This window comes from Pectobacterium carotovorum, from assembly GCF_033898505.1.
Classification (GTDB): Bacteria; Pseudomonadota; Gammaproteobacteria; order Enterobacterales; family Enterobacteriaceae; genus Pectobacterium; species Pectobacterium carotovorum_J.
Genome location: NZ_JAXAFK010000005.1, coordinates 42,609 through 68,782, shown reverse-complemented (window position 1 = coordinate 68,782; position 26,174 = coordinate 42,609). Strand labels below are relative to the sequence as shown.

Below are 26,174 nucleotides of genomic sequence, written 5' to 3'. Positions count from 1 at the left end.
ACCTGATCATGGGATGTACCATTATGACGGAACACAATACCCCCACAGCTCCATCCGACGAGGTTGCTGAACGGGTTGAACCCGCGCATCAGCAGCAGGATCCCACTCCGCAGCCCAAACGCAGTGGTGCCGTGCTGGGGGCAATCGCGATTGTCATTGCGCTGGCGATAGGTGCGGGGCTGTATTACCACGGGCACCAGCAGGCGCAGAAAGAAACTGCCACGCTTCAACGTCTGGAAGCACAGTTAAATGCCTTGCAGCAGCAGCACAAGCAGGAACAACAGCAGTGGCAGGACGCTCAGCAGCAGCAAAGCAAAGCGCAGGACACGGCCGCACAGCGTCTTGAGGCGCTAACGCGTCAGTCAGATGAACTGCGCGATAAGCTGGCGGCACTTTCCAGCCATGACACCAATACCTGGCTGATCGCCCAGGCAGACTTTCTGGTAAAACTGGCAGGACGTAAGCTGTGGAGCGACAAAGACGTCACCACCGCAGGCGCGTTGCTGAAAAGCGCGGACGCGAGTCTGGCGGAAATGAACGATCCCAGCCTGATAGAAATCCGTCGCGCGCTGACCAGCGACATCGGTGCGCTGGCAGGCGTGAGCCAGGTGGATTTTGACGGCATTATCCTGAAAGTGAATCAGCTCACCGACCAGTTGGACAACTTGCAGCTCGCCGATAACAACACCGATGAAGCACCGATGGACGCCAACAGCACCGAGCTTTCCGCCTCCTTGAGCGAATGGCGACAAAATCTAAGCAAGAGCTGGCACAATTTCATGGCGGATTTTATCACCATCCGTCGCCGCGACAGCGCTGCCGAACCGCTGCTGGCACCGAATCAGGATGTGTACCTGCGTGAGAATATCCGTTCACGTCTGCTGGTTGCCGCCCAGGCCATTCCTCGTCACCAGAATGAAGTGTACAAACAGTCTCTGGAAACGGCTGCAACCTGGGTTCGCGCCTACTTCGATACTACCGACCCCACAACGCAGGCCTTTTTGGATCAGCTCGATGCCTTAAGCCAACAGTCAGTTTCACTGGATGTCCCAATGGAGCTACAAAGTCAGGCGTTGTTGGAAAAACTGATGCAAACGCGCGTTCGTAACCTGCTGGCTCAGGCGCCAGCCACGCAGCAGGGGGAATGAACATGCTAAAAGTCTTATTGTTGTTCCTGATCCTGATCGCAGGCGTCGTAGTCGGCCCAATGATCGCAGGCCATCAGGGCTATGTCCTGATCCAAACGGATAACTACGACATTCAAACCAGCGTGACCGGTCTGGTCATCATGCTGGTCCTGTTCTTTCTCGCCTTTTTGGCGGTGGAATGGGTGCTCCGCCGGCTCTTTCGTACCGGATCCCGCACGCGCGGCTGGTTCCTCGGCCGCAAACGTACCCGCGCCAGAAAGCAGACCAAAGCCGCGCTGCTCAAGCTGGCCGAGGGAGATTATTTGCAGGTAGAGAAGCTGCTGACGCGCAATGCCGACCATGCCGAGCAACCCGTGGTGAACTATTTGCTGGCAGCCGAAGCCGCTCAGCAGCGCGGCGACGAATTCCGCACCAAGCAATATCTGGAGCGTGCCGCCGAGGTTGCAGATACCGACCAGCTTCCGGTGGATATTACGCGCGTGCGCATTCAGCTAGCGCGTAATGAAGATCATGCCGCGCGTCACGGCGTGGACAAACTGCTGGAGGTCGCGCCCCGCCACCCTGAGGTGCTGCGTTTAGCGGAGCAGGCTTTCCTGCGTACTCACGCCTATAGCGCGCTGCTGGATATTCTGCCTGCGATGCGCAAGATCAATCTGTACCCTGAAGAACGTTTGCTGGATCTACAGCAGCAGGCCTATATCGGTCTGATGAATCAGGCGATGGCGGATGGCGGCAGCGAAGGGCTGAAGTCGTGGTGGAATAATCAGAGCCGTAAAGTGCGCCATGAGATTCCGCTTCAGGTCGCGATGGCTGAGCATTTGATCGAGTGTGACGATCATGATACCGCTCAAAAGATCATTCTCGACGGCCTGAAACGTCAATATGACGAGCGGTTGATCCTGCTGATGCCACGCCTCAAAGCCGGAAACCCGGAACAGCTGGAAAAAGTGCTACACCAGTACATCAAGCAGCAGGGAGCAACGCCGCTGTTGAGCAGCACGTTAGGGCAATTGCTGATGAAACACGGCGAATGGCAGCAGGCCAGCGACGCCTTCCGCACTGCGCTGGAGCTCCGCCCGGACGCTTATGATTATGCCTGGCGCGCCGACGCTCTCGATCGGTTGCGTCTGCCGGATGAAGCCGCACAAATGCGGCGCGAAGGGCTACTGCTCACGCTACAGCAGCCTGCAGACTGATCGCTACGCATCCCTTTCATAAGGCTCCTTTTGGAGCCTTATTTCTTTTTATTGGCTGCGTTGTATAGCCCGACAGAAGACGGCTACCGAACATTTTCATCAGACGAAAAAAAACGCTTACCGATAAACGGTAAGCGTTGAAAATATCAGGTCTGTCAGACAACAGAATGGTGCCTCACTCAACGTTATGTCCGGAAAGCCCGATGGAGATTTGCATCTTCATCTGGAGTTGGACGATAGGCACCTCAAATTGGCTCTGCGTCATTCCCAGGATTATGAAGCCGAAGCAAACATAGAAGGTGGAATGAGCATCTACCCGTATATTTAAGCACAAATTATGCCAACATACATAATTTTATTACCATCGCCTCTCAATTCAATGATAACCCGCTAATAATCAATGTTATTTTTATTTATTCACGGGAAGAAAAGCAAACGAACACCAGGTGATAAAAACGAGACCCCGCTCACAAAATATGTCGCTATTCAGAGACGGATTTATCATAAAAAATATTAACCATTATTAATCAATGAATTAAATGTCTCTTTTTTGCGACAGCAGATCACCCCAAGTGTCGTGTTTTTCCGACAGTTCGATCAAAGCTGCTGATTTAACATGCTTAGTCGGGCACGATAGCCATTACGAATATGCTGGCAGGCTGCATCTTGTGCCGCATCCTTATCACGCCGCACCAGCGCTTCCACAATGGCCTGATGTTCACGCCGCGCTTCTTCGGTACGTTCCGTCGATTCATAGGTGGTTCCGCGCAGTAGCGACAGATGAATACGCAGGTTCTCCAGCATCTCGTTCAGATACGGATTATGGGTCGACCGATAAATCTGACGATGAAAAAGCCGATTATGATCGTGCAGTTGCCTGCTGTCAGTGAGTGTCTTCTCCACGGCGACCATATCCTGCAGCAGTTCCAGTTCTTCTGCCGACGCAGAAGCTACAGAAAGCTCCATCGCCAGCCGCTCTAACCCTTCACGCACAGCGAAAAGCTGACGCAGCCGCTCATAGCTGATCTGCGCGATCATCAGTCCACGCTGTGGGCCCGGTTCCACCAACCCCAAGGCCTCCAGACGGTGCAGCGCCTCACGAATCGGCGTGCGACTTAGTCCAAACTGCTTCGCCAGCCGCGTTTCCTGTAAACGTTCGCCAGGCAACAGCTCGCCTTTCTCTATCGCGTTAATCAATATCTCGAACGGCGACAGCGCCAGCGCTTTATCGTTAAGTGTTAAGTTCATAGTCCCTTGATATATCGTGTGACGGTCGGAATAAAGCCACGTGCAGACGGGAAAAACTCCTCGCCTTTCGTGGTGGTTCGCACATTCATGCTGCACTACGGATCGTCATGCATTGAGAAAAATTCAAGTTTGCCCGACGCCCTGCCTTTAGCAAGATATCGCATCGCATATTTTGTGCTTAGCTTAGCGAAAAAGCGTCTTTGTCACTGAATGGGCGATTGCATATGCTTTTCGCCACACACTGTATACAAATGCATTCAACAAGACAAAACGTGAATCCCAGAACCGCTCGGCTGTACTGGCAATACCATCGCGTTTTCGTTTAAGGAGCTCCTACGATGTCTGCCATCCCGACGTTTCCCCGCAGCGACGCACTCAGCCAGTTCATTCACACCGCCCACACCATTACGATACCCGATGCCGTATGGCACGAAGCCAAGCGAGCGCTCATTGACTATCTGGGCGTCGCCATTGGCGCGGTTGAAGACAACGCAGCCAGCGCGGTTCAACGCGTGGCACAACGCTGGCAGGCTCAAGGGAATGCACAAATCATTCTCGGTGCGAAAACCACGCCAGCGCTGGCGGCCCTGATCAACGGCACGCTTTCTCATGCGGCTGATTATGATGATACGCATCCGGCTGGTGCGGGGCACCCCAGCGGCCCCTGCTGGTCTACCGCACTGGCAATGGCACAGCACTACGGGGCGGACGAGCGCACGACGCTTATCGCTTTCATCACCGGCTTTGAAGTCATGGCCAGACTGGGTGGCGGCTGGGTGCCCGGCGTGGGCCGCAGCCTGCAACGCCGGGGCTTTCATCCGACGTCGATTGTCGGGCGCGCGGGAGCTGCTGCCGTTGCCGCTTCTATCCTACGCCTTGAACCCAACGCGATTGCCAATGCGTTGGGTGCAGCTGCGACCATGATGGGGGGATTACAGAAATCATCCGGTACGCACGGCAAACCGTTTCATGCTGGTAAAGCGGCAATGGACGGCATCACAGCAGCAGAACTGGCTGATGAGGGCTTCATTGCCGCCCATCACTTTTATGAAACCGATGGCTGGGTGAAAACATTCGTGCAGGACGGTAGTGCCGTTATCCCGCCGCTCGATTTTGGCGAGAGCTGGGAGCTACTGGGTAACGGCTACAAGCTGTATGCCAGCTGTCGGGGAACGCATGCATCAATCGAAACCGCACTTAAGCTCTACCCGCAGTTGAAAGGACGTGCCATCGCCCGTATTCATGCCAAAGTCCATCCGATGGGGATGGTGAATGCTGGGATCGCCAACCCAAAAAACCCGCTGGAGAGCAAATTCAGCATCCCACACTGTATTGCACTGGCACTGAGCGGCTACCGCCTCACCGATACGGACTTTACGCAGCAGACCGTTGACGATCCGACACCGCGCCAGCTACTACCGCGCCTACAGATTGACACGGTCGAGGGGCAATCGGCCAGCTCCGCGTTTATTGATATCGAACTGGAAGACGGCGAAATATTGCATGCGGAAACCGATGTTTATCGCGGCCATCCGCAAAACCCACTGACCGACGCCGAACTGCGCGCCAAATTTGACGCGCTAACCCTCCCCGTATTGGGGGAAGCCCGTAGCGATCAACTTTATCAGGCGGCTTTCCACTTTGAGCAGCCGGGTTCGCTCGCGACGCTCACCGAGCTGCTGGCGGGCTAATGCGCTGTCGTTAGACATAAGCAATTCGGTACAAACCACTCGGCATAAACCAATCAACATAAAAAATTTCACGATAACGACAGGATACTTTCATGACCATTGCCCGCCAGCTTGCCCATAATCTGCTGGAATTTTCTCGCCAGACGTTCCCTGCCGACGTATTGGCTCACGCACGAACCGCTGTGATTGACACGCTGGGCGTCACGCTCGCGGGAGGAATTCAGGACGGTGCACAAAAACTCAGGGCGGTGATAGTTCCCTCTGCTGCCGTGGGAAAGAGCAGGATTTTCGGTACCGATCTCACACTCAACGCGCTGGATGCAGCGTTATTAAACGGCACATCCGCGCATTTGCTCGACTTCGACGATTCCAACTCTTGGCTGCATGGACATATTTCCGTTGCCGTGCTGCCCGCACTGCTGGCATTGGCTGACGAGCAGGAAGCTGATGGCGAAGCGATCCTACACGCCTACCTGTGCGGCTATGAAACTGCGGTACGCATGGGCAAAGCCGTCAGCCCTTTTCAATATCGCAACGGTTGGCACCCGACAACGTCCGTCGGCATTTTCGCGGGCGTAGCCGCCTGCGCGGTACTGTTGAAGCTTAGCGAAGCAGAAACGGCAATCGCCTTTGCAATCACCGCATCGCTAGCCTCCGGCATAAAATCCAACTTTGGCAGCCAGACGAAATCACTGGCGGTCGGCCACGCCAACCGCAGCGCCGTCATGGCAGTATTATTGGCGCGTCAGGGATATAGTGCGGGAGATACCGCGTTTGAACATCACCACGGCTATTTCAACGTCTACAACCGCGCAGCTGAAAACGTCGACACCACGCCGTTAACCGAACCCTGGTCTGCACCGTCCCACATCCTCGACCCCGTAAAAGGCAATAATTTTAAATATTTCCCCTGCTGCTACGCCATTCTGGCACCGCTGGACGGGCTGCTGGCGCTGCGTGAGGAAACCGGGCTGGCTCCCGAGTCGCTGGAACGCATTCAGATTGCCATCCACCCCATCCGCTTTCCACATATCAACATTCCAGCACCGGATACGCCGCTGGCGGGGAAATTCAGCCTGCATTACTGCATTGCCCGCGCTTGGGTGCAAGGGAAGCTGATGCTGGATGATTTTATTGACGATGCAGCACTACACGACCCGACCACGCAGTCGCTGATGGCGCGCGTTGAGCTGATCTGCCATGACGAAACCACTACGCATACGGCGCACGTCACGCTGGTGGCTCATGACGGGAACACCTATCATCGTCGCGTGGCGGGCGCACTCGGCTCCAGCGCGGAGAACCCGCTGCCGGACAACCTGATTGCGGAGAAATTTATCGACTGCGCCAGTCAGGCGTTGCCGCGCACCGAGGCGCTGGCACTGTACCAACGTCTGCTGCACGACAATTATCGTTAACGGCAGTAAGGATGCTTGATACGTCTCGATCGCATCAGGCATTATCATTTGCTCTACCACGCGATGGGTTCCACCATGCTAGATCTTGTTCCACCCGATATCTCACCGCTCTTTGCCGGTATCCTGATTTTTTGCAGTTTCCTGACATCGGCGCTAACGGCAGCGCTGGGCTTGGGCGGCGGCGTCACCTTGCTTGCCATCATGGGACTGGGTATGCCAGTCAGCAGCCTGCTGCCAGTGCACGGCATTGTCCAGCTAGGCTCCAACCTCAGCCGTAGCCTGATCCAACGTTTGTATATCGTCTGGCCGCTGGCGCTGTGGTTTTTTATCGGCAGCGTCATTGGCATCGCAGTGGGTGCCCCTATTGCAGTCTGGATCCCAGACAACGTGGCAAAAATCGCGCTGGCTCTTTTCATTCTGTGGTCAGTTTTTCGTAAACGTACCGCACCAAAACCGGTTAACCGGCTGTTCTTCATTTTGGGCGGCGCGCTCACCAGTCTCGGCACCATGATCGTCGGCGCAACAGGCCCGATGGTCGCAGGGCTTATCAGTTCTCAAGGGCTGACCAAACAGCCGCTGATCGCCACTCATGCGCTCTGCATGGTATTACAGCACGGCTTGAAGATTCTGGCATTCGGGCTGATGGGGTTTGCCTATCACGACTGGCTGCCGATGCTGGCGGCGATGATTATCAGCGGCGTATTGGGTACCTGGCTGGGTACGCGCCTACTGGATAATCTGCCCGAAAAACTCTTCCGTACGACCTTTCGCCTCACCATGTTAATTCTCAGTACCCAGCTCATTTGGCAAGGCGTACAAGGCCTGCTCGTTCACTAATCCCTCCCCGCTGTACCTTGCTGACAGCACAAGGTACAGCTCGCTTTTCCCCTTCGAATCCTCTCCACGATGGCTATATCTACTATTCAGCTTTAGATAGAGAAATATGCTATTTGCCATTTGAATGTAACATTGAGAACATTTGTATACAAAAGAACGCATCACAATAAAAACAATTAATTACAACACGTTAAAACAACACCAATCATTCTGAGGATACTTATGCTGAGAAAACTACTCTCGTTGACGACAGCCACAGCGCTGACTTTAGGGGGTCTTCTGCTGCCCGTCGTACACGCCAATGCCGCTGATGCAGGAAATGGCGAAACGCTCAAAAAGATCAAAGCACGCGGTGAACTGGTTTGCGGCGTACACCCGGCGCGCCACGGCTTTTCCGCGATTGATAGCAAAGGACAGTGGACCGGGCTGGACGTCGATTATTGCCGCGCCTTAGCCGCCGCTATTTTTGGCGATGCGAGCAAAGTGCGTTTTGCCGCTCTGTCTACCGCGCAACGTTTCCCGGCAATTCAATCTGGTGAAGTGGACGTGCTGTCACGCAATATCACCGCCGATTTGTCGCGCGACACCTCGCTGGGGCTGAATTTCGCGCCGCCAACCTTCTATACCGGAACAGGCTTTATGGTGCGAACCAGCGCCAATGTGAAGAAAGTGGAAGATCTGGATGGCGCAACCGTCTGCATCACGCCGGGCAGCAGCACCGAACGCAACGTCGCGCAGATTTTCGCGTCGCGTAACCTGCATTACACCCCGGTGGTTATTGAGAACAATAAAGAATATGTCGCGGCCTATCTGTCTGGACGCTGCGACGTCATTGCCCGTGACAAAGTAGCGTTGCCCGGCGTGCGCACCTTTGATGCGGAAAAACCCGCTGACCACGTGATTCTGCCGGGGATTTACTCCAAGGAACCGCTGGCGATGGCGGTTCGTCAGGGTGACGACCAGTGGTACGACATTGTGAAATGGGTGGTGTACGCCACGTTCAACGCGGAAGAGATGGACATTGGCCAAAAGAACGTGGACAGCAAACTCAAATCAACAGATCCGGATGAACAGGCGCTGCTTGGGGTCACCGGTGATTATGGTCAGAAACTGGGGCTGAATAATCAGTGGGCTTACAACCTGATTAAGCAGGTGGGGAATTACGGCGATATTTATAACCGTCATTTCGGACCAGACACCCCGGCTCCGCTGGAGCGCGACCTGAATAATCTCTGGACGAAAGGCGGACTGCTCTACGGCTTGCCTATTCGTTAAGTCGCCATGCTACTGGCGTCAGCAGGGAAATCGTCGGCTGACGTCATACCACCGCATTCACGCATCGCTGTCACCGGGTGCGTGTTCTACTCGGTAATCACCAGAAGAAAAGACCGCCGGTAATGAAATCACCAAACAAGACGCTGTTGTCAGCCTCTGCACCACCGTGGCCGGGAGCGCTATCTTATTCGCGCCGTCTGTTGAACGCATTTGACAGCAAAGCGCTGCGCGCCTGGATTTATCAGTGCCTGCTCGGCCTCCTGATTGTCGTTTTCAGCTACTGGCTGTACGCCAATGTGGTCGAAAACCTGCGTTCGCAGAATATCGCGACAGGCTTTGGCTTTCTCGACCACGCGGCACAGTTTGAAATTGGTGAAAAGCGCATCGCGTTTACCCCACGCGACAGCTATCTGCGCGCGCTGGGCATCGGGTTAATGAATACCCTGTACATCACACTGTGTGGCATCGTACTTGCCACGCTGTTGGGCTTCTCCGTCGGCATCGCCCGCGTCTCTCGCAACTGGCTGCTGGCGCGACTCGCCGGAGGATACATCGAGATGATGCGCAATATTCCGGTGATCTTGCAGGTGATTTTCTGGTCGGTGGTGATACGCAATTTGCCCTCGCCGCGGGATGCGATCGAGCTTGGTAATCTGGGCTTTCTGACCAATCGTGGGCTGTCTTTTGCCGTTCCCGCCGCACACTACGGCTGGCTGTGGACGGGAATCGCCCTGCTCGCCGCCCTACTGCTTAGCCTGATCCTGAATCGCGTAGCGCGCTATGTTCGGGAAAGTCGAGGGCGCGCTCTGCCGACAGGCCGTTGGACGCTGGCAGCGCTTATCGGGCTACCGCTGCTGGTCTGGTGGCTTTCCGGTGCACCGGCAGAGCTCGATCGCCCGATCTTGCGCGGTTTTAACTTTCGCGGCGGCTTTACCATCAGCCCTGAATTTACGGCGCTGCTGCTCGGCATTGCACTCTATTCCTCCGCGTTTATCGCAGAAATCGTGCGGGCGGGGATTCAGTCTATCCCAAAAGGCCAGTTGGAAGCGGCACGTGCGCTGTCCTTTTCGCCGTGGCACATGATGCGCCACATCATTATCCCGCAGGCCATGCGCGTCATCGTTCCGCCCCTGACCAGTCAATATGTCAGTCTGTCAAAAAATAGCTCGATCGCGGTCGTGGTCGGTTACCCGGAACTGGCGAATATCAGCAATACGTTGATGAATCAGACCGGTCAGGCACTCGAAGTGATTGCCATCATGATGGTGGTTTACCTGACGGTCAGTATCGTGACATCGCTGCTGATGAACTTATTTAATCGCGTCGTCGCCATCAAAGAGCGCTGAGGAGCACCGCATGCTATTTCCGTCCCTGTCACTCTCCGCCGTTCCTCCCCGCTTGCGCACACCACTGCTGTGGCTGCGTCGTCACCTGTTCAGCAGCGTGCCGCAAACGGTGCTCACGTTATTACTGGCGGTACTGATGTGGAATGTCGGCATTAAGTTGCTGCACTGGGGTATTCTCGATGCCGTGTGGTACACCGCTGACCCGGACATCTGCCGTGCAGCCGCTGGCGCCTGCTGGGCAGTGATCGTGGAAAAACATCGTCCTATTCTGTTTGGCCTTTATCCTTACGATGAACACTGGCGTCTGGTGCTGGCGATGGGAATCTGGTTTCTGGCTCTTGGCCTGTCGCTGATGCCGCGCTTCTGGCACTCGCGCATCCTCTTACCGCTGTGGATCGTCGCCGTCGTCGGCATCGCTATCCTGATGTCCGGCGGCGTGTTGGGATTATCTTATGTACCTTCCAGCGAATGGGGCGGACTGCCGCTGACGATTCTGCTGTTTAGCGGCACCGTCGTCATCGGGATGCCGGTTTCGGTTCTTCTGGCGCTGGGGCGGCGATCGCCGCTGCCCTTTCTGCGCGGCCTATCGGTTATTTTTATCGAAAGCCTGCGCGGCGTGCCGCTCATCACGATTCTGTTCGTCGCCGTTAACGTCTTCCCGCTATTCCTGCCCGCCGGGATGGAAATCAACAAACTGCTGCGCATCATCATCGGTATCGCACTATTTTTCGCCTGTTATCAGGCTGAGGTGATTCGCGGTGGTTTGCAGTCCGTACCACGCGGGCAATACGAAGCGGCAATGGCGCTCAATCTCGGTTATTGGCACACGACCACCAAAATCGTCCTGCCGCAGGCGCTGCGTATCTGCCTGCCTGCCATGACCAACCATATTATCGCCGCCATGAAGAACACCTCGTTCGTCATCATTATCGGACTGTTCGATATCCTCACCGCCACCAGTTCAGTGATGCAGGACCCGCTATGGCGGCGCTATTACATTGAAACGTACCTTTTCATCTCGGCTATCTATCTGCTATTTGGCTTCTTGCTCTCACGCTACGCGCTGTGGGTGGAAAAACGCATTGATGCCAGCCGTAACCCAGAAACGTATCACGGTTAAGCGATAGCCGTTGATGAAAATACAGACAGGAGCTTTTTTATCATGAGCTTAGCCGCAGAAACGTTAGTTACAGATAATGCCGCTACAAACGGTATCCTTACAAACAACGACGTGATTATTGAGATCGACGCCGTCAGCAAATGGTACGGTGCGTTTCAGGCGCTGAATAACGTGACGCTAAACGTGCAGAAAGGCGAGCGTGTAGTGATTTGCGGCCCTTCCGGCTCCGGCAAATCCACGCTTATCCGCTGCATTAACCGACTGGAAGAGCACCACGACGGGCACATCCGCGTGAAGGGTATTGAGGTCAATGACAACATCAAGAACATCAACCGCGTGCGCGCCGGCATCGGTATGCTGTTCCAGCAGTTCAACCTGTTTCCCCACCTGAGCGTGCTGGATAACCTGACCATTGGCCCGACGTTGGTCAAACAGCGTAAGAAGCAGGAAGCCATTGATTTAGCGATGCACTATCTGGAAAAGGTGCATATTGCCAATCAGGCGCATAAATTCCCGTTACAGCTCTCCGGCGGCCAGCAGCAGCGTGTGGCTATTGCTCGGGCGCTGTGTATGCAGCCAGAAATCATGCTGTTTGACGAACCCACTTCTGCACTGGATCCAGAGATGATTAAAGAGGTGCTGGATGTGATGCTCGATTTGGCTGAATCGGGTATGACGATGATCGTCGTCACCCATGAGATGGGCTTTGCTAAAACGGTCGCAGACAAGGTGATTCTGATGGCAGACGGCAGCATCGTTGAATCCGCCCCGCCGCAGGACTTCTTCAACACGCCATCACATCCGCGCACGCGCCAGTTTCTGGATCAGATCCTAAGTCATTAATAGGCAAAAAATATCCGCGCCGGAAAACCGACGCGGATGCATTAACAAAATCAGGGGAACTTAGCGGGAAGAGAGCTGCTCCAGACTCTGCTTCGCCATCTGATACAGATAGTGTGCAGTCGGGAACAGCGCGCGATCGTCAACGCGGAATTTCGGGTGGTGCAGGGCATACGGTCCGCCGGAGCCGACCATCATGAACGTACCCGGCAGTTTTTGCTGATAGAACGCAAAATCTTCACCAATCGGGCTGGCTTCCACGCGGCGTGCTTCAAAACCTTCGTCACTTGCCACATTCAGCGCAAACTCAACCCACTCCGGCGTGTTGATCACCGATGGCGGCCCTGCATGCCACAGGAATTCGATTTCTGCGCCAAAGGTGCTGGCAATACCGGCCACGATCTGACGGAAACGCTGTTCAATCAAATCACGCGCGTCCTGATTAAACGTTCTAACCGTACCTTCAACGTAGGCAGTATCCGGGATAACGTTCCAGGTGCTGCCGCTATGAACCTGAGTAATCGACACCACCGCGTTGTTGTCAGAAGACACCGTACGGCTGATGATGGTCTGTACGGCAGAAATCAACTGACCCAGAATGATAATCGGATCGTTGCCTTCATGTGGCTTCGCAGCGTGACAACCTTTCGCCGCAATTTTGATCTCAAAACGGTCAACACCCGCCGTCAACGCACCATCTTTCCCGCCGATAACGCCAACGGGCAGCGTCGGATCGTTGTGGATACCGAAAATCGCTACCGCATTGTCCAACGCACCGACCGCAATGACTTCCGGCGCGCCCAGCCCGGTTTCTTCGGCAGCCTGGAATAAAATACGCACCGTGCCTTTCAGCTCCGGCTCGATTTTCTTCAGCAGAATCGCCGCGCCTAATGCAGCAGAAGAGTGAAAATCATGACCACAGGCATGCATCACCCCTTTATTGAGCGACGTGAATTCTACGCCAGATTCTTCTTCAATCGGCAGGGCGTCGATATCAGAACGCACCACGACCAGCGGGCCATCCTGAAGGCCGCCCACTTCTGCAACCAGACCGGTTTTCAGCGGCAGGTCGAGGACGCGAATCCCCTCTTTTTCCAATACCGCACGAATCTTCTTCGTGGTCTCGAACTCCTGATTCGACAGCTCAGGGTTGCGGTGTAAATCGTGGCGAAACGCCTGAATAAACTGAGCCAGAGGCTCGTGCTGAGGTGCTGTTCTCATTAATACTTGCTCCACATTATCGTGCCCTGCCTGACAGGGCGGCCTTGTTCAGGCGTGCAGGTGTGTCTACGATGCGTTAAATATCGTACTCAAGCGGCTCAGGCAGCTTGGTCAACTGACGCAGAAAACGCTGGGTCTGCGGGTTGTCCGAGAAGCTAATAACCTGCTCCGCCGGGCCTTCTTCAACGATGTGGCCGTCCGCCATGAAGATCACGCGGTCAGCCACTTCTTTCGCAAACTGCATTTCATGGGTAACGATCACCATCGTGGTGTCGTTCTTCGCCAGCTTCTGAATAACCTGAAGCACTTCGTGTACCCTTTCCGGGTCCAACGCCGAGGTCGGTTCATCAAACAAGATGGCTTTCGGATCGACCGCCAGCGCACGTGCAATACTCACGCGCTGCTGCTGCCCGCCAGATAATGTCACCGGATACTGCGCCGCCTGCGGCAGCAGACCGACCTGCTCCAGCAGCGCCAGACCGATTTCATCCGCCTGCTTCTTCGGCATTTTTTTCACGACAATCAGCGTTTCCGTCACGTTCTCCAGCGCCGTCTTGTTCTTAAACAGGTTATAGCTCTGGAACACCATCGCCGTCTGACGGCGCAGCGCATAGGCTTCTTTAGAAGAATAGCGACGCGTATCCAGCGTTTGGTCGCCAATTTCAATCGTGCCCGACTCTGGCGTTTCCAGCAGGTTCAGACAGCGCAGCAGCGTGGATTTACCCGACCCGGATGGGCCGATAATCGCCACGACTTCGCCTTTCGCGATATCCAGGCTAATGTTGTCCAACACCACCTGATCGCCAAAGCGTTTAGAAAGATTCTTTACACTGATCATGTCAGCCCCTTATCGCTGTAGCGAGTGATTCAATTTCTTCTCCAGCTGTTTTTGCAGCCAGGAATAAACAATGATCACCAACCAGTAAATCAGACCCACAACCAGGAAGGTCTCAAAGAAACGCAGAGATTCGGCGGCAATCATCTTACCTTCCGCGAACAGTTCGGAGACACCCAGCGCAAAGGCCACCGAGGTATCTTTAATCAGGGAAATAAAGGTATTTCCCGTCGCAGGCAGCGCATTCAACATAGCCTGAGGCAACACGATGCGGCGATAGACCTGCGCTTTGCTCATACCAATCGATAAACCCGCTTCCGTCTGGCCGAAATCCACCGAGGACAGACCCGCACGGAAAATTTCTGCCATATAGGCGGACGTTTTCAGGCTAAAGCCGATAATCGCCGCCGTCATGGCATCCAGATTGGATAATCCAGGGAACAGCTGCGGCAGGCCGAAATAGATAATAAACAGCTGAACCAGTGACGGAATACCGCGGAACAGCGAGATATACAGTTCAACGATTTTTACCACAACGACGATCTTGCTTTCACGGACTAACGCCAGGATAAGGCCGAGAACCATAGCAAAAAACATCGAAACCACGGCAAGAAACAGCGTGGTCGGCAAATACATTAATACCTGGGGAAAGACCTTTAACAGGTAGGCAAGATCGATATTCATGAGTAATACCATTAATGCTTCCACCGGCCATATTGCGCCGGTGGAACAGGATTATGACTAGGCTATATAACGAATCATCTGGCGGCATAACGAATCATCACGCGATATGACGATGCCGCCGAGATGACAACACGAGGTTATTTAGCCGGTGACACCGTGATATCTTCGCCAAAATATTTTTCGGAGATCGCTTTCAGGCGTCCATCTTCACGCATTTTCGTTAATTCAGCATCGAACTGCTTACGCAGCGCATCGCCTTTCTCGTCCTTATGGAACGGGAAGCTCACTTCTTCAATCACCAGCGGCTCACCAACCAGCTTGAACGGCAGGTTACGCTTATTGATTTCCGCCAGCAGGATCGGACGTGAATTCACATAGCCTTCAACACGTTTAGACAGCGCATCGTTCATTGCGCCATCGCGCGTTTCATAGGTGCGGATATTCACGCTGCCATCGGCAAACGCTTTTTTCAGGTTGTTAACGTGGTTAGAACCCAGAACCCCGGCAACCGTCTTCCCTTTCAGGTCTGCCAACGTATTAATGTCCGTGTTGTCTTTGTGCGTCACAATCTGGCTGCCGTAGAAGCTGTAAGGCTGGGCAAAATTGTATTTTTCCTGACGCGCAGGCGTAATTGCCACCACATTCGCCACGGTATCCAGTTTTTTCGCTTCCAATTGCCCCATCAGGCCGCTGAAATCGGCGGTGACCCACTCAACTTTGTAGTTCAGATCTTTCGCAATGGCTTCCGTCACTTCAACGTCAAACCCAACCAGCTTGTTATCCTGCTTGAAGCCACTTGGATAGCTTTGACCTGTTGAACCCACTTTCAGGACTTTTTCCTGCTCGGCGCTGCTTTTCCCAGAATCACAGCCGGCTACAAGAAAGGCGGTCGTCAGCGCCAGAACAGACAACGTTACTTTTTTCATCATTTTACTGCCTCTCTTTTTGAGTTTTTATCTTTCCACTGGTCATACAATTGGTTATCAAGGATTTTTTCCATCCAGATTGTCAGGTGTCCTTTTCCCAGATTCGTCTGCCCGACTTCCTTGAAACCATAATTTCTGTACATCTCAATCAGCCACGGGTGGTTTTGCGCCGTGCCAAGCGACACCGCAGGCGCTTTAAGCTGGTTCATCAGAATTTCTTCTTCCAGCCAGCCCATCATTTGCTTACCCAGCCCCTGTTTTTTATAGCCAGGGTGCGTTGCAAACCAGCCCAAGTGGGGTAAACCGAACGGGCCCGGCTCCGGCCCCCACGGATAGCGGATGGTAAATGACGACACCATCTCGCCGCCTTTTTCCATCACATAAACGCCGTGCGAGGCAATATGCGTGCGTACCATGTCGATGTCCGCATGGGCGGCGGAAAAATTGATACCCAGTTGGCGAATCGGCTCAAACGCTGCCAGTGCCAGCGCCAGATAGGTTTCATCGTCCGCAAGCGTAGCCTGACGAAATACGATACTCATGGTGTCACCTTATGCTGGCAGCAGGCCGGAGTTATCCGCATAGCGAATCACGTCATCCACTTTCTGCGGCGCACTGCCAACGTAGTTGGCCGGATTCAGCCAGTCGTCCAGATCGGCAGCGGTCACCTGCTCAGAAAGCACCGGGTGGGTCAGCAGCACCGATTTAAACGATTGATTCTGTTCGAATGCCTGCATAGAGCATTCGTAAACCAGATGGTGAGCGGTCTGCTTGCCGAGACGTTTACCAATTTCAAACATCACTTTTTCAGACAGCAGCAGTCCATTTTGCAGATCGAGGTTCGCCAGCATTTGCTTCTCGTTGACGGACATCCCACGTAGGATGCCAAGCGCGTTCTGAAGCTGAGCGGACAGATAGATATTGATTTCTGGCAGCGCGATCCATTCCGCACGCCAGCTCATCGCATCACGCTCGTGCTCAACTTTCATGGATTCATGAATCAGCGCGGCGCTCTTGAACAATGGAGCAGTCAGGCTCGCCAGCCCTTCCAGTGCGGCAGGGTTACGTTTATGCGGCATCGTGGTAGAACCGATTTTCCCTTCGGAGAACGGCTCTTCGATTTCGTTAATCTCGGTGCGCATCAGGTTATACAGCTCGTTGCCGATTTTACCCAGCGTACCGCTGATCAGCACCGCGACAGAGGCGTATTCTGAGAAGCGATCGCGGGCAGACTGCCAGCCGATATTCGGCGTATTCAGCCCCAGTTTATCCAGCGTCAGACGCTCGATTTCCGGCCCTTGTTCGCCAAAAGAAGCATAGGTGCAGATGGCACCGTTGATGTTGCCGACGAGAACACGTTCCTTGATTTCACTCAGGCGTTCGAGGTGGCGGATAAATTCATCCAACCAGACAGCCAGTTTGAAGCCAAACGTGGTGGGCAGCGCCTGCATACCGTGGGTACGGCCGGCCATCAGCGTATATTGGTGTTTCTTCGCCAGACGTTTCAGCTCAACGGCCAGCAGTTGTGTATCTCTTACAACAATATCAAAAGATTGTTTCAGCTGTAACACAGTTGCCGTATCAACGATGTCCTGCGTGGTCACGCCGTAGTGAATAAACTCACCCGCCGCGCCGCACTGTTTCTGAATCGCGGCAATCGTCGGCATCAGAGAGTGCTTCATACGTGCCGCATCTTTTGCAATCTCTTCAACGTTAAGCGCGCTTGCGTCAGCGTTTTCTGCAATGGTTTTTGCCGCATCCAGCGGAATGACACCCAGTTCACCCTCGGCAAGCGCCAGGGCAACTTCGACTTCGACCTGTTTAGTCAGGCGATTATGCTCGGACCAGACGCCGCGCATTTCAGGCGTGCCAAAATTATTCCCTATAAGAAGAAAATCAATAAGATGTGATGCCATAATTAACTCGTTAGTGTTGGATTTATCAGGCGGGATTTATGTCGTCTTTTTAATTTTTAAAAATATAACATGCGGAAATTATGCGCTTTATACCTTTGGGATCTATCTTAGATCAAAAAGTTTGATTGCAAACTATGCATGTAGAAATGTTCGCTAACACACTCTCTCAAGCAGAAAAGCCCGCTTGTCACTTTCCTCTTCCTACAATGAAACTCCTTATCCGTACGACCGCTGACGAAGGATCATCATGCTTTCCCACACGACATTGCGTATGCCCCGTACCTTATTGATTACCATGATCATTATTTCTGCATTCTCTACCCTGGCTCAGGCTCAGGATCGCTACCAGCTAGAAAAGGTGGTTGAAGTCAGCCGTCATGGCGTACGTCCTCCAACAGAATCCAACACGACGGCGCTGGAGTCCGGCACGGCACGAGAGTGGCCGCAGTGGGTCACGCGAGACGGTGAGTTAACCGGACACGGCTATGCCGCTACCGTGCTAAAAGGCCACTATGAGGGCGAATATTATCGTCAACAGCATCTGTTCGCTTCAGGCTGTCCGACGGAGCAGCAGATTTATGTGCTCGCCAGCCCGTTACAGCGCACCCGCGCAACCGCACAAGCCTACATGAATGGCATGTTTCCCGGCTGTGGCGTTGCGACGCATGCCGTTGAGGATGAAAAACAGGATCCACTGTTCCACGGGGATAAAATGGGGATTGGCACGCTTGACCCCGAACGGGCAAAGGCCGAAGTGTTGAAAACGATGGGAGGTGATGTAAATACCGCCTACCAGCGTCTTCAGCCCAGTATCGAGCAATTGAAGCAGATCGTATGTAAAGCGGATAAGCCGTGCCCGGTGTTTGATAAACCGTGGGCGATAAAACAGGATAAAGACGGTTCGATTTCTATCAGCGGCCTAAGTACGCTGGCGAATATGAGCGAGGTTTTCCTGCTGGAGTACAGCGAAAATCTGCCACAGGCGCAGGTCGCGTTTGGTCACGTCCGCAACGCGCAGGATCTCACTCCGCTCATGGCCCCGATGACGGCTAAATACGATTTCACCAATGACGTTCCCTATATTGCACAGCGCGGCGGTTCGCTATTCATGCAGCAAATCGCGCAGGCTCTGGCACAGGGGACGCAGGAAGAGCAAGACACCGCACAAGGGGAGCCACCGGCCGTTCCTTACTTGCTGTATGTTGCTCACGACACCAACATCGCCTATCTGCGCACGCTATTGCAGTTTCACTGGCAGCTACCCGGCGATACTGCCGATAACATCCCGCCCGCGGGCAGTCTGGTATTCGAACGCTGGCGCGATACCACCACTCAGCAACGTTTTTTGCGTATCTATTTCCAGACACAATCGCTGGATCAGATCCGTTCTCTGACGCCACTGAGCGGCCAGCAACCGCTACTGAAAGAAGAATTGACCTCTCAGGGCTGCCAGCAGACGGAAAAAGGCACGCTGTGTCCTTTCGATACCGCTCTGAAATCAATGCGAAAAAGTATCGATAGCAGCGCGCTGGCACCCGTGCACTACGCGCTGTAACGCGCTATCCCGCAGGGAACAACAACGTCTTGTCGGGTTAACGAATCCGACAAGATTTTCGCAAGAAGACAAATTGCAGACGAAAAAAAAGCACATCGAAAGATGTGCTTTTCTTTGTAATTGGTCGGCGAGAGAGGATTCGAACCTCCGACCCACTGGTCCCAAACCAGTTGCGCTACCAAGCTGCGCTACTCGCCGAATGTACTGCTTTTTTGAACATCACTGATGTTCTTGTTTGTGTGGTGCGAAGAGAGGGACTTGAACCCTCACGTCCGTAAGAACACTAACACCTGAAGCTAGCGCGTCTACCAATTCCGCCACCTTCGCATAACTCACAAACTGTCAATCAACTACTCTAGCTGCAAAATCTGGGGTGGCTAATGGGACTCGAACCCACGACAACTGGAATCACAATCCAGGGCTCTACCAACTGAGCTATAGCCACCATCACCACACTTTACATCTTATTACGCGGTACTTCCTTTTTACGGGATACTTTCTTTACGAAAAAAAGTGTACCACCGCAGCTCTTGCACACAACATACTTCATAAAAATATAATGGTGCGCCCGACAGGATTCGAACCTGAGACCTCTGCCTCCGGAGGGCAGCGCTCTATCCAGCTGAGCTACGGGCGCTTAGCGCCGTTGCGGGGCGGGATATTACGGGCTTAGCGACTGGCTGTCTAGTGCTTTTTTATCGAAATGATGCGTTTGATTATGATTTGTTCATTCCAAGCTAAATAACATACAGTTACGCCCTTCCCGCCCCAAAACACTACGATTCCCCCCCTGCCAACGACGTTTTTTTACCCAGTCCCAGTGAGAAATAACACAGGCTGACCACGGCTAAAAACGCGACACCGACCAATAAAGACATCCGCGTATCGATATTGATGTACATTCCCACCAGCACACACAGCAAAAATGCCATCGTCAGGTAGTTTACCCACGGGAACAATATCGATTTAAACGGATGTGCGGCCAGCGCGGCACGATGCTGTTCACGAAAACGCAGTTGGCTAATCAACACCACAAACCACGGCACCATGCCCGGTAGTACACTCGCGCTATAAACATAAACAAACACTTTTTCCGGGTTAGGGATAATGTAATTCAGCACCGACCCGGCCATCAGGCACAGAATCGAAATCATGACACCCGCAGCCGGTACGCCGCTGGCCGTCACTTTACCTAACCAGGCGGGAAGCTGGCGATTGTTAGCCAACGAATACAGCATACGCCCACAGCTATACATGCCGCTGTTACAGCCGGACAGCGCAGCCGTCAGTACTACAAAGTTGATGATACCTGCCGCCGCCGTAATGCCAATTTTCGCAAAGGTCAGCACAAACGGGCTGCCGGACGTGCCGATTTCATTCCAGGGGAAAATCGTGACGATAACGAAGATCGCGCCCACATAGAAAATCAGGATGCGCCACAGAATGTTGTTAATTGCTCGCTTCAGCGTCACCTGCGGATTTTTCGCCTCGCCCGCCGTAATCCCTACCAGCTCAACACCCTGATAAGACGCCACCACCAGACAGAGTGCGAACAGCAGGCCTTTCCAGCCTCCCGCCAGAAAACCGCCGTGTTCGGTCAGATTACTGAATCCGGTCGCCTGACCGTGATTACCAAAGCCGAAGAAAATAATGCCAACGCCGACAACGATCATCACAACGATGGTGGTGATTTTTATCATTGCGAACCAGAATTCGATTTCGCCATACAGTCTGACTGCCGCAAGGTTTGCTCCCGCAACCAGCGCAACCGCGGCAATAGCCGGTATCCACTGTGGCAAATCGGGGAACCAATACTGAACATATACGCCAATGGCGGTAATTTCCGAAATCCCAACCGCCATCCACATAAACCAATAGCCCCATGCGGTGAGATAACCGAAAAAGGGATGCATGTATTTATGCGCGTAGACGGCAAACGATCCCGCGACTGGCTCCAGAAACAGCATTTCGCCCATTGAGCGCATGATGAAGAAAACGAAGATCCCAGCGACAATATAAGCCAGCAATACTGATGGCCCTGCCCACTTCAGTGCGCTGGCCGCGCCCATAAACAGCCCGACGCCGATCGTGCCACCCAGCGCAATCAGCTCAATGTGTCGGGCTTCTAACCCCCGATGGAGTTTTTCCTGCTTTACATCTTCTGCCATATATCCTCTGTCTTTATGTTGTGCTTATCCCGGCTGCTGCCGGTTATTGTTCTTATTCAGAAATGCAATCGAGTAGAAAGAATGATCCCTCGCCTCAAATCGGCGGCCATGAAAATACCGTAATGTGAGTTTGAATAACACATCAGGGATGACGAATAGGCCAAAGATAGAATTCTGTATTCCCGATTGGCTGGCAAATAGACAATCAAAATCGAATAGGAATAAAAAAACAGGGCGATATATCGCAGAGAAAGGTTGGCGCGTTCAACGCGCCAATTCAATGAGGCTACAGGCGACCGCTGTAATGGTAGGCAACGTATTTCAGTAGCTTAAATTGCCGAAAAATACGGCTCGGCTGGGACAGTAAGCGATACAGCCATTCCAACCCTAAGTTTTGCCACACCAGCGGAGCGCGCTTCACATGCCCGGTAAAGACGTCATACGTTCCCCCCACGCCCATATACAAGGCGTCGGGATAGTGGTGACGACAATCGCGCATCAGAATTTCCTGTCGTGGCGATCCCATGGCGACGGTAACAATCTGCGCACCGCTGGCGCGAATACGCTCAAACAACGCATCGCGCTGCTCTGGCGCAAAATAGCCATCCTGACTGCCGACAATATTGACGTTCCACTGCGCCCGCAGCTTCGCTTCCGTTTGTGCCAGCACATCAGGTTTGCCGCCCACCAGAAAAACCGGCGTTCCTTCTTTGCCTGCCCGTTCCATTAGCGCTTCCCACAAATCAGCACCTGCAATCCGCGTGACATCAGCCTGCGGGTACTTGCGACGAATGGAGCGCACAATGCTAATGCCGTCCGCATACTTATATTCTGCGCGATCGAGCAACGTACGCAGCGCCACATCTTTCTCTGCTGTTAGCACTTTCTCCGCGTTAATCGCGACGAGCGTGCCCGTTTCAACCCGCTCGCCCGTAAACAGGTAATCAACAAACTGCGCCATATTGCGAAAGCCGTGAATGGGCAAACCACGAATGGTATACAGAGGAATGGTCTCTGTGGTTTTTAACGCTGTCATACCTGCTCCTTTATCACAGGATCCACGGTGTTGGGTGTCGGCGCGAGCGGCGTGGCTCGCATACGCATCAAACGCTGCCGGATGAGTCCGGCGCTTTCCAGCAGCCAGTAAAGCAGCTTGGCAACCAGCAGACACAGACCAAATACCAGACAGAAAAACACCACACGTGAAACAAAAGAATCGACGCCTTCACGCGTCAGAACAATAATATTGAACACCGCGCCGAAGCAGAACGCCTGCAAAATAGCGGCCTTATAGCGATTGCTGTCGTTCTTCCCTAACTCGTACACCCAGTCGAACCACTTGATAACCAACCCGACTGCAATTGCGCCGAGCGGGATAAACAGCACCCCGCCCATCACCACCAGCGACCCTAGCAGCGTGGGAGATATCGCCAGCCCGGAGTGGTTATTCAACACTTCCCAGGTGAAATAGTTCGCACTGTTTAGCACCAGATTCGGACGGTCCGGCCATAGCCAGGAGGGAATGAAAACATAGAAATCACGGGCAATCGGCGCCAGCCCCTGAAATTCAATCTTGTCGTAGTTCTGCCACAGCAACGCCAGATTTTCCCAGGGCGAGAAGGTGTCGCGGGTTAAATAGAGGAAGGTATAGAAGGCGTAATCGCCGCTGACATCCAGCCCATAGCGCTTCAGCGCCAGCCAGAACATCCCGACAATCCCGAACGCGCCAGCCGCAACCAGCATCCACAGCGTAATCCAGCCGCGCACAATGCCAATAAACAGAAACAGGGCGAAGGCGATGATCAGATTCGCACGCGTTCCGCCGACAATCACGTAGGTCAGCATCCCAAATGCAACCGTGCCAATAAGGAACATCAGCCACGCACGCTGAGTCTGACGCAGGAAATACACAACCAGCATCGCCGGAATGAAGAAGTAGAAGAAGCGTTTCAACGCCACGCCGGACACATCGCTGGAGAATATCTGGCTGTAAGACCGCAGCTTAAACAGCAAGAAGCCATTGTTGAGAAAGAAAATACCGACGGTAGCGACCGCGATCAGCGCCAGCAACAGCCAGGTCAGATTGGCTTCAACCCGATTCACCGTCAGGAGTGGCGCACGCGGCGCGGAGGATTTCTGGCGCAGTCGCGTCTTATAGCTGACGTAATAGATCGCATAGAACGCCGTCGCAGACAGCATCGCCTGAAGCAAAAACTGCACGGGAACGACGTCAACACCGAACCGGAACACCAGTACACAGGTAAACGGAAAACCGAAATAGAACGTCAATAAATAGAGCAGGGAAAACAGCACATTAAAGTTAAAACGTACCCGCCGAAACTCCATCCAGGTCAGGCTCAGGATAAAGATGACTGAAATCAGGTAGACGACAAACAGCCCACCAAATTGCCCCAGCGTCATGTTGGTTCTCCCGTCGCCAACGCCAGCGCCTCTCGCCAGCCTTGCAGATAATTGGGATTAAAGAACGCGATCTGGTGCTTATCTACCGATGCCAACTGGCGCTGCGCTTCACGCACCAGCGCTTCATCCAGCTCGTCACCGTAAAACAGCACGGGCAGTTCCTGTTCCGTCAGATCCTGCCAGAACGGATTTTGCCGACTAATCACGAACGGCACGCCAAACTGAATCAGCAGGCATAACGTCCCGATGCCCTGCTGGCGATCGAAAATAAAATAGCCCAAATCGCAGGTGCGCAGCATGTTGAGATAATCATCAAACGCCAGTTGATCTTTCAGCAGTTGGAAATTTTTCACGCCAAACAGCGCCAAACCGTCTTTTTCCACCTGCGCGATGTAGGATTCGTTATTCGCAGGGTAGCCCATTGGCACAATTACCCGCACATTTTTTCCGAACTGCTTGTGAATCGCCCGCAGCGCTTCCTGATGGCGATTCGTGCGATCGCCAGAATTGCCAACCAAAATCGTCATCGGCCCTGCCAGCGGTTTATCCACCTGCATGCCCGTTAGCGCTGGATTCATTCGCGTCGGGAAGTACAGTAATGACGTCGGCACGCGAGGTGAACGCTGCTGATACCACGCCAGATCGCCACGCGTGGCAAACACGTGCCCAACACGCTTTTGCGCCATACGCCGCAGCAGATAAAACAAGCGATATTTCAGGCTGCTCGCTTCTTCATACAGATCAGCACCCCACACGTGCCAGTAAACCTGTTTGGATTTGATTTTCCCGCTCAGCAACGCCAGCCACAGCGTGGGGTTAAACTGCCCGTGCAGGAAAAAGCGCATCTTACGGTTCGCTTTGGCTCTGGCAATGACGGCCTCAGCCAGCGTTTTCTTATCCACGCAGGTTTCAATACGCAGCGCGGGAAAGTCAGCCGATGAAATGCCATCGCGGGACGCCACGATGAAGTGCCGAATCTGCTGTTCGGGGAGTTCCGTCGCCAGTACGTCGTTAAAAAAACGTAAAACGGTCTGGTTATGATGCGGGATGTCAGATCCCAATACATGAATCAGTGTCGTCATGCTCGCCTACGGTAAATAATGAATACGCAACAACAAAGCAAAAAATAGACCAGGTAGGTTGCCATATAGGCCTGCGCCGCACCTTGTGCGCCATACAGTGGAATCAGCCAATGGGAAAACCCGGTCAGCAGGAGGAACTGGCTAACTTCCGTGAGCAGATAAAAGCGCAGCGCCGCTTTCGCAATGACCAGATAGCCAAAGACGTAAGCGCCCACTTTCATTACATCGCCTACCAATTGCCAAACGAAGAGATCTCTCATTGCCGTAAACTGGCTAGAGAACAGCAGCCAGATGGCAAAATCTCGCAGCAGCCACACGCAAAAGCTGACGCCCGCCACGACGGGTAGTACAAACTTCAGCGAGCGCACAATTTCCTGCGATAACGCGGCTTTATCCGTCAGGCGCGAAAGTGTCGGCAACAGATAAACGGTAAAGGAGGCGGTAATGAATTGCAGGTAAGCATCGGAAATACTGCTGACGCCCTGCCAAATACCCACCTCATCCCAGCTGTAATGTGCTGCCAGCAGATTACGCATCATGATATACGCGACGGGCAGCGTCACCGCAGTCATCAATGCCATCAGCGTGAACTTGCCCAACTGACCCGCAATGGCGCGCTCCCACGCCGGTTTTAGCGAAATCAGCGACAGCGGCGTACGTCGCAGTAGCATGATGCCCGCTGGAATCACCAGCAGCGCGGGCACCAGTGCCAGCCCTGCCAGAGCGCCAACGTAGCCACCCAGTTGCAGACAGAGCCAAAAGGCTGCCAACCCAATCAGGCTACCGCCGATCACAGCCAGCGCGTTGCCTATCGCATCCCGATAGCCTTTGAGGATCGCCAGAAACAGGTTGGCGTAGGCGATACCCATTTGGATAAATGCCAACGCACGCACCACATCGCGATAGTCGTCATGCCCAAACAGCAGATTGGCAATAGGCGTTGCAGCAGTCAGAAAGAGTATCGCCAGCAGCGTGGAAAACCCCAGCACCAGCGTGACAGACGTACCGAGCAGCGGCCTCAGCCGTTCCGGCTGTTGCTGATACTCCGCCACGTATTTGGTGACGCCGTTGAAGATCCCTGCGCCGGCTAACACACCCAGCACCGTAATAAGCTGGCGAAAATTCCCTGCCATTCCCACACCGCTAGGGCCAAACGTGACCGCCAGCAGCTTGACGACAACCAGCCCCGCGCCGATTTTTATCAGCGTGGAGCCAGCCGTCCATATCGATGCTTTCGCCAACGACAT

General features: G+C 53.7%; 22 protein-coding genes and 4 tRNA genes. 10 read left to right on the top strand and 16 right to left on the bottom strand.

All coding sequences use genetic code 11. The features are described from left to right. The first annotated feature begins 23 nt into the window (after positions 1-23). Positions 24-1,148 carry a uroporphyrinogen-III C-methyltransferase gene (gene hemX / locus R9X49_RS18720; RefSeq protein ID WP_319849841.1) on the top strand — a complete coding sequence of 375 codons (1,125 nt, stop codon included), beginning with the start codon at positions 24-26 and terminating at the stop codon, positions 1,146-1,148. Positions 1,149-1,150: 2 nt separating this feature from the next. Beyond that, the gene (gene hemY, locus R9X49_RS18715; RefSeq protein ID WP_319849840.1) at positions 1,151-2,344 is read left to right on the top strand and encodes a protoheme IX biogenesis protein HemY; all 1,194 of its coding nucleotides are present in this window, start codon (positions 1,151-1,153) and stop codon (positions 2,342-2,344) included. Between the two features lie 597 nt (positions 2,345-2,941). Here hemY and R9X49_RS18710 read toward each other — a convergent pair. Next, positions 2,942-3,592 (bottom strand): GntR family transcriptional regulator, encoded by a 651-nt coding sequence (locus tag R9X49_RS18710; RefSeq protein ID WP_319849839.1) that lies wholly within the window; start codon positions 3,590-3,592, stop codon positions 2,942-2,944. A gap of 338 nt (positions 3,593-3,930) precedes the next feature. Here R9X49_RS18710 and R9X49_RS18705 point away from each other — a divergent pair, with 338 nt between their 5' ends. The 7 genes from R9X49_RS18705 to R9X49_RS18675 all read left to right on the top strand — a co-directional run bounded on the left by R9X49_RS18705 (position 3,931) and on the right by R9X49_RS18675 (position 12,122). After that, the gene (locus R9X49_RS18705; protein WP_319849838.1) at positions 3,931-5,283 is read left to right on the top strand and encodes an MmgE/PrpD family protein; all 1,353 of its coding nucleotides are present in this window, start codon (positions 3,931-3,933) and stop codon (positions 5,281-5,283) included. A 92-nt stretch (positions 5,284-5,375) separates the two neighbouring features. Further along, on the top strand, positions 5,376-6,701 hold the full coding sequence (locus tag R9X49_RS18700; protein ID WP_319849836.1) for an MmgE/PrpD family protein: 1,326 nt from the start codon (positions 5,376-5,378) through the stop codon (positions 6,699-6,701). A 75-nt stretch (positions 6,702-6,776) separates the two neighbouring features. Beyond that, complete coding sequence (locus tag R9X49_RS18695; RefSeq protein WP_319849835.1) at positions 6,777-7,538, top strand: sulfite exporter TauE/SafE family protein; 762 nt, start codon at positions 6,777-6,779, stop codon at positions 7,536-7,538. 222 nt (positions 7,539-7,760) lie between these two features. Beyond that, positions 7,761-8,813 carry an amino acid ABC transporter substrate-binding protein gene (locus tag R9X49_RS18690; protein WP_319849833.1) on the top strand — a complete coding sequence of 351 codons (1,053 nt, stop codon included), beginning with the start codon at positions 7,761-7,763 and terminating at the stop codon, positions 8,811-8,813. A gap of 122 nt (positions 8,814-8,935) precedes the next feature. After that, entirely contained in the window at positions 8,936-10,159 is a 1,224-nt protein-coding gene (locus R9X49_RS18685; RefSeq protein ID WP_319849832.1) for an ABC transporter permease subunit, read from the top strand. 10 nt (positions 10,160-10,169) lie between these two features. Beyond that, entirely contained in the window at positions 10,170-11,279 is a 1,110-nt protein-coding gene (locus R9X49_RS18680) for an amino acid ABC transporter permease (protein WP_319849831.1), read from the top strand. A gap of 42 nt (positions 11,280-11,321) precedes the next feature. Further along, positions 11,322-12,122 carry an amino acid ABC transporter ATP-binding protein gene (locus R9X49_RS18675; protein WP_319849830.1) on the top strand — a complete coding sequence of 267 codons (801 nt, stop codon included), beginning with the start codon at positions 11,322-11,324 and terminating at the stop codon, positions 12,120-12,122. A gap of 60 nt (positions 12,123-12,182) precedes the next feature. Here R9X49_RS18675 and R9X49_RS18670 read toward each other — a convergent pair whose 3' ends face one another. The 6 genes from R9X49_RS18670 to purB all read right to left on the bottom strand — a co-directional run bounded on the left by R9X49_RS18670 (position 12,183) and on the right by purB (position 17,701). Beyond that, complete coding sequence (locus R9X49_RS18670) at positions 12,183-13,340, bottom strand: M20 peptidase aminoacylase family protein (RefSeq protein WP_319849829.1); 1,158 nt, start codon at positions 13,338-13,340, stop codon at positions 12,183-12,185. A 76-nt stretch (positions 13,341-13,416) separates the two neighbouring features. Beyond that, positions 13,417-14,178 carry an amino acid ABC transporter ATP-binding protein gene (locus tag R9X49_RS18665; protein WP_319849828.1) on the bottom strand — a complete coding sequence of 254 codons (762 nt, stop codon included), beginning with the start codon at positions 14,176-14,178 and terminating at the stop codon, positions 13,417-13,419. 9 nt (positions 14,179-14,187) lie between these two features. Beyond that, positions 14,188-14,859 carry an amino acid ABC transporter permease gene (locus R9X49_RS18660; RefSeq protein ID WP_043882002.1) on the bottom strand — a complete coding sequence of 224 codons (672 nt, stop codon included), beginning with the start codon at positions 14,857-14,859 and terminating at the stop codon, positions 14,188-14,190. A gap of 137 nt (positions 14,860-14,996) precedes the next feature. Continuing rightward, positions 14,997-15,788 carry an amino acid ABC transporter substrate-binding protein gene (locus tag R9X49_RS18655; protein WP_319849827.1) on the bottom strand — a complete coding sequence of 264 codons (792 nt, stop codon included), beginning with the start codon at positions 15,786-15,788 and terminating at the stop codon, positions 14,997-14,999. Further along, positions 15,785-16,327, bottom strand: a complete 543-nt coding sequence (locus tag R9X49_RS18650) for a GNAT family N-acetyltransferase (protein WP_319849825.1) — start codon at positions 16,325-16,327, stop codon at positions 15,785-15,787. The genes R9X49_RS18655 and R9X49_RS18650 overlap by 4 nt, the downstream gene beginning before the upstream one ends. A gap of 9 nt (positions 16,328-16,336) precedes the next feature. Continuing rightward, positions 16,337-17,701: an adenylosuccinate lyase gene (gene purB, locus R9X49_RS18645; protein ID WP_319849824.1), complete on the bottom strand. Its 1,365-nt coding sequence runs from the start codon at positions 17,699-17,701 to the stop codon at positions 16,337-16,339. A 247-nt stretch (positions 17,702-17,948) separates the two neighbouring features. On the opposite strand from purB, the gene R9X49_RS18640 reads away from it, so the two are divergent. Further along, positions 17,949-19,256, top strand: coding sequence for a histidine-type phosphatase (locus R9X49_RS18640; RefSeq protein ID WP_319849823.1), 1,308 nt, complete (start codon positions 17,949-17,951; stop codon positions 19,254-19,256). Between the two features lie 121 nt (positions 19,257-19,377). On the opposite strand, the gene R9X49_RS18635 is transcribed toward R9X49_RS18640, so the two are convergent. The 9 genes from R9X49_RS18635 to wzxE all read right to left on the bottom strand — a co-directional run bounded on the left by R9X49_RS18635 (position 19,378) and on the right by wzxE (position 26,174). Then, a tRNA-Pro gene (locus R9X49_RS18635) sits at positions 19,378-19,454 on the bottom strand. A 42-nt stretch (positions 19,455-19,496) separates the two neighbouring features. Beyond that, positions 19,497-19,583 (bottom strand) — tRNA-Leu (locus R9X49_RS18630). A gap of 42 nt (positions 19,584-19,625) precedes the next feature. Then, positions 19,626-19,701, bottom strand: a tRNA-His gene (locus R9X49_RS18625). A gap of 115 nt (positions 19,702-19,816) precedes the next feature. Next, a tRNA-Arg gene (locus R9X49_RS18620) sits at positions 19,817-19,893 on the bottom strand. 139 nt (positions 19,894-20,032) lie between these two features. Continuing rightward, positions 20,033-21,424 (bottom strand): bifunctional threonine/serine APC transporter ThrP, encoded by a 1,392-nt coding sequence (thrP, locus tag R9X49_RS18615; RefSeq protein WP_319849822.1) that lies wholly within the window; start codon positions 21,422-21,424, stop codon positions 20,033-20,035. A 286-nt stretch (positions 21,425-21,710) separates the two neighbouring features. Then, positions 21,711-22,460 carry a lipopolysaccharide N-acetylmannosaminouronosyltransferase gene (gene wecG, locus R9X49_RS18610; RefSeq protein ID WP_319849821.1) on the bottom strand — a complete coding sequence of 250 codons (750 nt, stop codon included), beginning with the start codon at positions 22,458-22,460 and terminating at the stop codon, positions 21,711-21,713. Beyond that, positions 22,457-23,845, bottom strand: coding sequence for an ECA oligosaccharide polymerase (gene wzyE / locus R9X49_RS18605; RefSeq protein WP_319849820.1), 1,389 nt, complete (start codon positions 23,843-23,845; stop codon positions 22,457-22,459). Before wzyE ends, wecG begins: the two co-directional genes overlap by 4 nt. After that, the gene (locus tag R9X49_RS18600) at positions 23,842-24,927 is read right to left on the bottom strand and encodes a TDP-N-acetylfucosamine:lipid II N-acetylfucosaminyltransferase (RefSeq protein WP_319849819.1); all 1,086 of its coding nucleotides are present in this window, start codon (positions 24,925-24,927) and stop codon (positions 23,842-23,844) included. The genes wzyE and R9X49_RS18600 overlap by 4 nt, the downstream gene beginning before the upstream one ends. After that, entirely contained in the window at positions 24,924-26,174 is a 1,251-nt protein-coding gene (gene wzxE / locus R9X49_RS18595; RefSeq protein WP_319849818.1) for a lipid III flippase WzxE, read from the bottom strand. The genes R9X49_RS18600 and wzxE overlap by 4 nt, the downstream gene beginning before the upstream one ends.

Bases quoted from the DNA above. Each gene is read 5' to 3' on its own strand.
- hemX (WP_319849841.1), top strand. From the start codon at position 24: ATGACGGAACACAATACCCCCACAGCTCCATCCGACGAGGTTGCTGAA.
- hemY (WP_319849840.1), top strand. From the start codon at position 1,151: ATGCTAAAAGTCTTATTGTTGTTCCTGATCCTGATCGCAGGCGTCGTA.
- R9X49_RS18710 (WP_319849839.1), bottom strand. From the start codon at position 3,592: ATGAACTTAACACTTAACGATAAAGCGCTGGCGCTGTCGCCGTTCGAG.
- R9X49_RS18705 (WP_319849838.1), top strand. From the start codon at position 3,931: ATGTCTGCCATCCCGACGTTTCCCCGCAGCGACGCACTCAGCCAGTTC.
- R9X49_RS18700 (WP_319849836.1), top strand. From the start codon at position 5,376: ATGACCATTGCCCGCCAGCTTGCCCATAATCTGCTGGAATTTTCTCGC.
- R9X49_RS18695 (WP_319849835.1), top strand. From the start codon at position 6,777: ATGCTAGATCTTGTTCCACCCGATATCTCACCGCTCTTTGCCGGTATC.
- R9X49_RS18690 (WP_319849833.1), top strand. From the start codon at position 7,761: ATGCTGAGAAAACTACTCTCGTTGACGACAGCCACAGCGCTGACTTTA.
- R9X49_RS18685 (WP_319849832.1), top strand. From the start codon at position 8,936: ATGAAATCACCAAACAAGACGCTGTTGTCAGCCTCTGCACCACCGTGG.
- R9X49_RS18680 (WP_319849831.1), top strand. From the start codon at position 10,170: ATGCTATTTCCGTCCCTGTCACTCTCCGCCGTTCCTCCCCGCTTGCGC.
- R9X49_RS18675 (WP_319849830.1), top strand. From the start codon at position 11,322: ATGAGCTTAGCCGCAGAAACGTTAGTTACAGATAATGCCGCTACAAAC.
- R9X49_RS18670 (WP_319849829.1), bottom strand. From the start codon at position 13,340: ATGAGAACAGCACCTCAGCACGAGCCTCTGGCTCAGTTTATTCAGGCG.
- R9X49_RS18665 (WP_319849828.1), bottom strand. From the start codon at position 14,178: ATGATCAGTGTAAAGAATCTTTCTAAACGCTTTGGCGATCAGGTGGTG.
- R9X49_RS18660 (WP_043882002.1), bottom strand. From the start codon at position 14,859: ATGAATATCGATCTTGCCTACCTGTTAAAGGTCTTTCCCCAGGTATTA.
- R9X49_RS18655 (WP_319849827.1), bottom strand. From the start codon at position 15,788: ATGATGAAAAAAGTAACGTTGTCTGTTCTGGCGCTGACGACCGCCTTT.
- R9X49_RS18650 (WP_319849825.1), bottom strand. From the start codon at position 16,327: ATGAGTATCGTATTTCGTCAGGCTACGCTTGCGGACGATGAAACCTAT.
- purB (WP_319849824.1), bottom strand. From the start codon at position 17,701: ATGGCATCACATCTTATTGATTTTCTTCTTATAGGGAATAATTTTGGC.
- R9X49_RS18640 (WP_319849823.1), top strand. From the start codon at position 17,949: ATGCTTTCCCACACGACATTGCGTATGCCCCGTACCTTATTGATTACC.
- thrP (WP_319849822.1), bottom strand. From the start codon at position 21,424: ATGGCAGAAGATGTAAAGCAGGAAAAACTCCATCGGGGGTTAGAAGCC.
- wecG (WP_319849821.1), bottom strand. From the start codon at position 22,460: ATGACAGCGTTAAAAACCACAGAGACCATTCCTCTGTATACCATTCGT.
- wzyE (WP_319849820.1), bottom strand. From the start codon at position 23,845: ATGACGCTGGGGCAATTTGGTGGGCTGTTTGTCGTCTACCTGATTTCA.
- R9X49_RS18600 (WP_319849819.1), bottom strand. From the start codon at position 24,927: ATGACGACACTGATTCATGTATTGGGATCTGACATCCCGCATCATAAC.
- wzxE (WP_319849818.1), bottom strand. From the start codon at position 26,174: ATGTCGTTGGCGAAAGCATCGATATGGACGGCTGGCTCCACGCTGATA.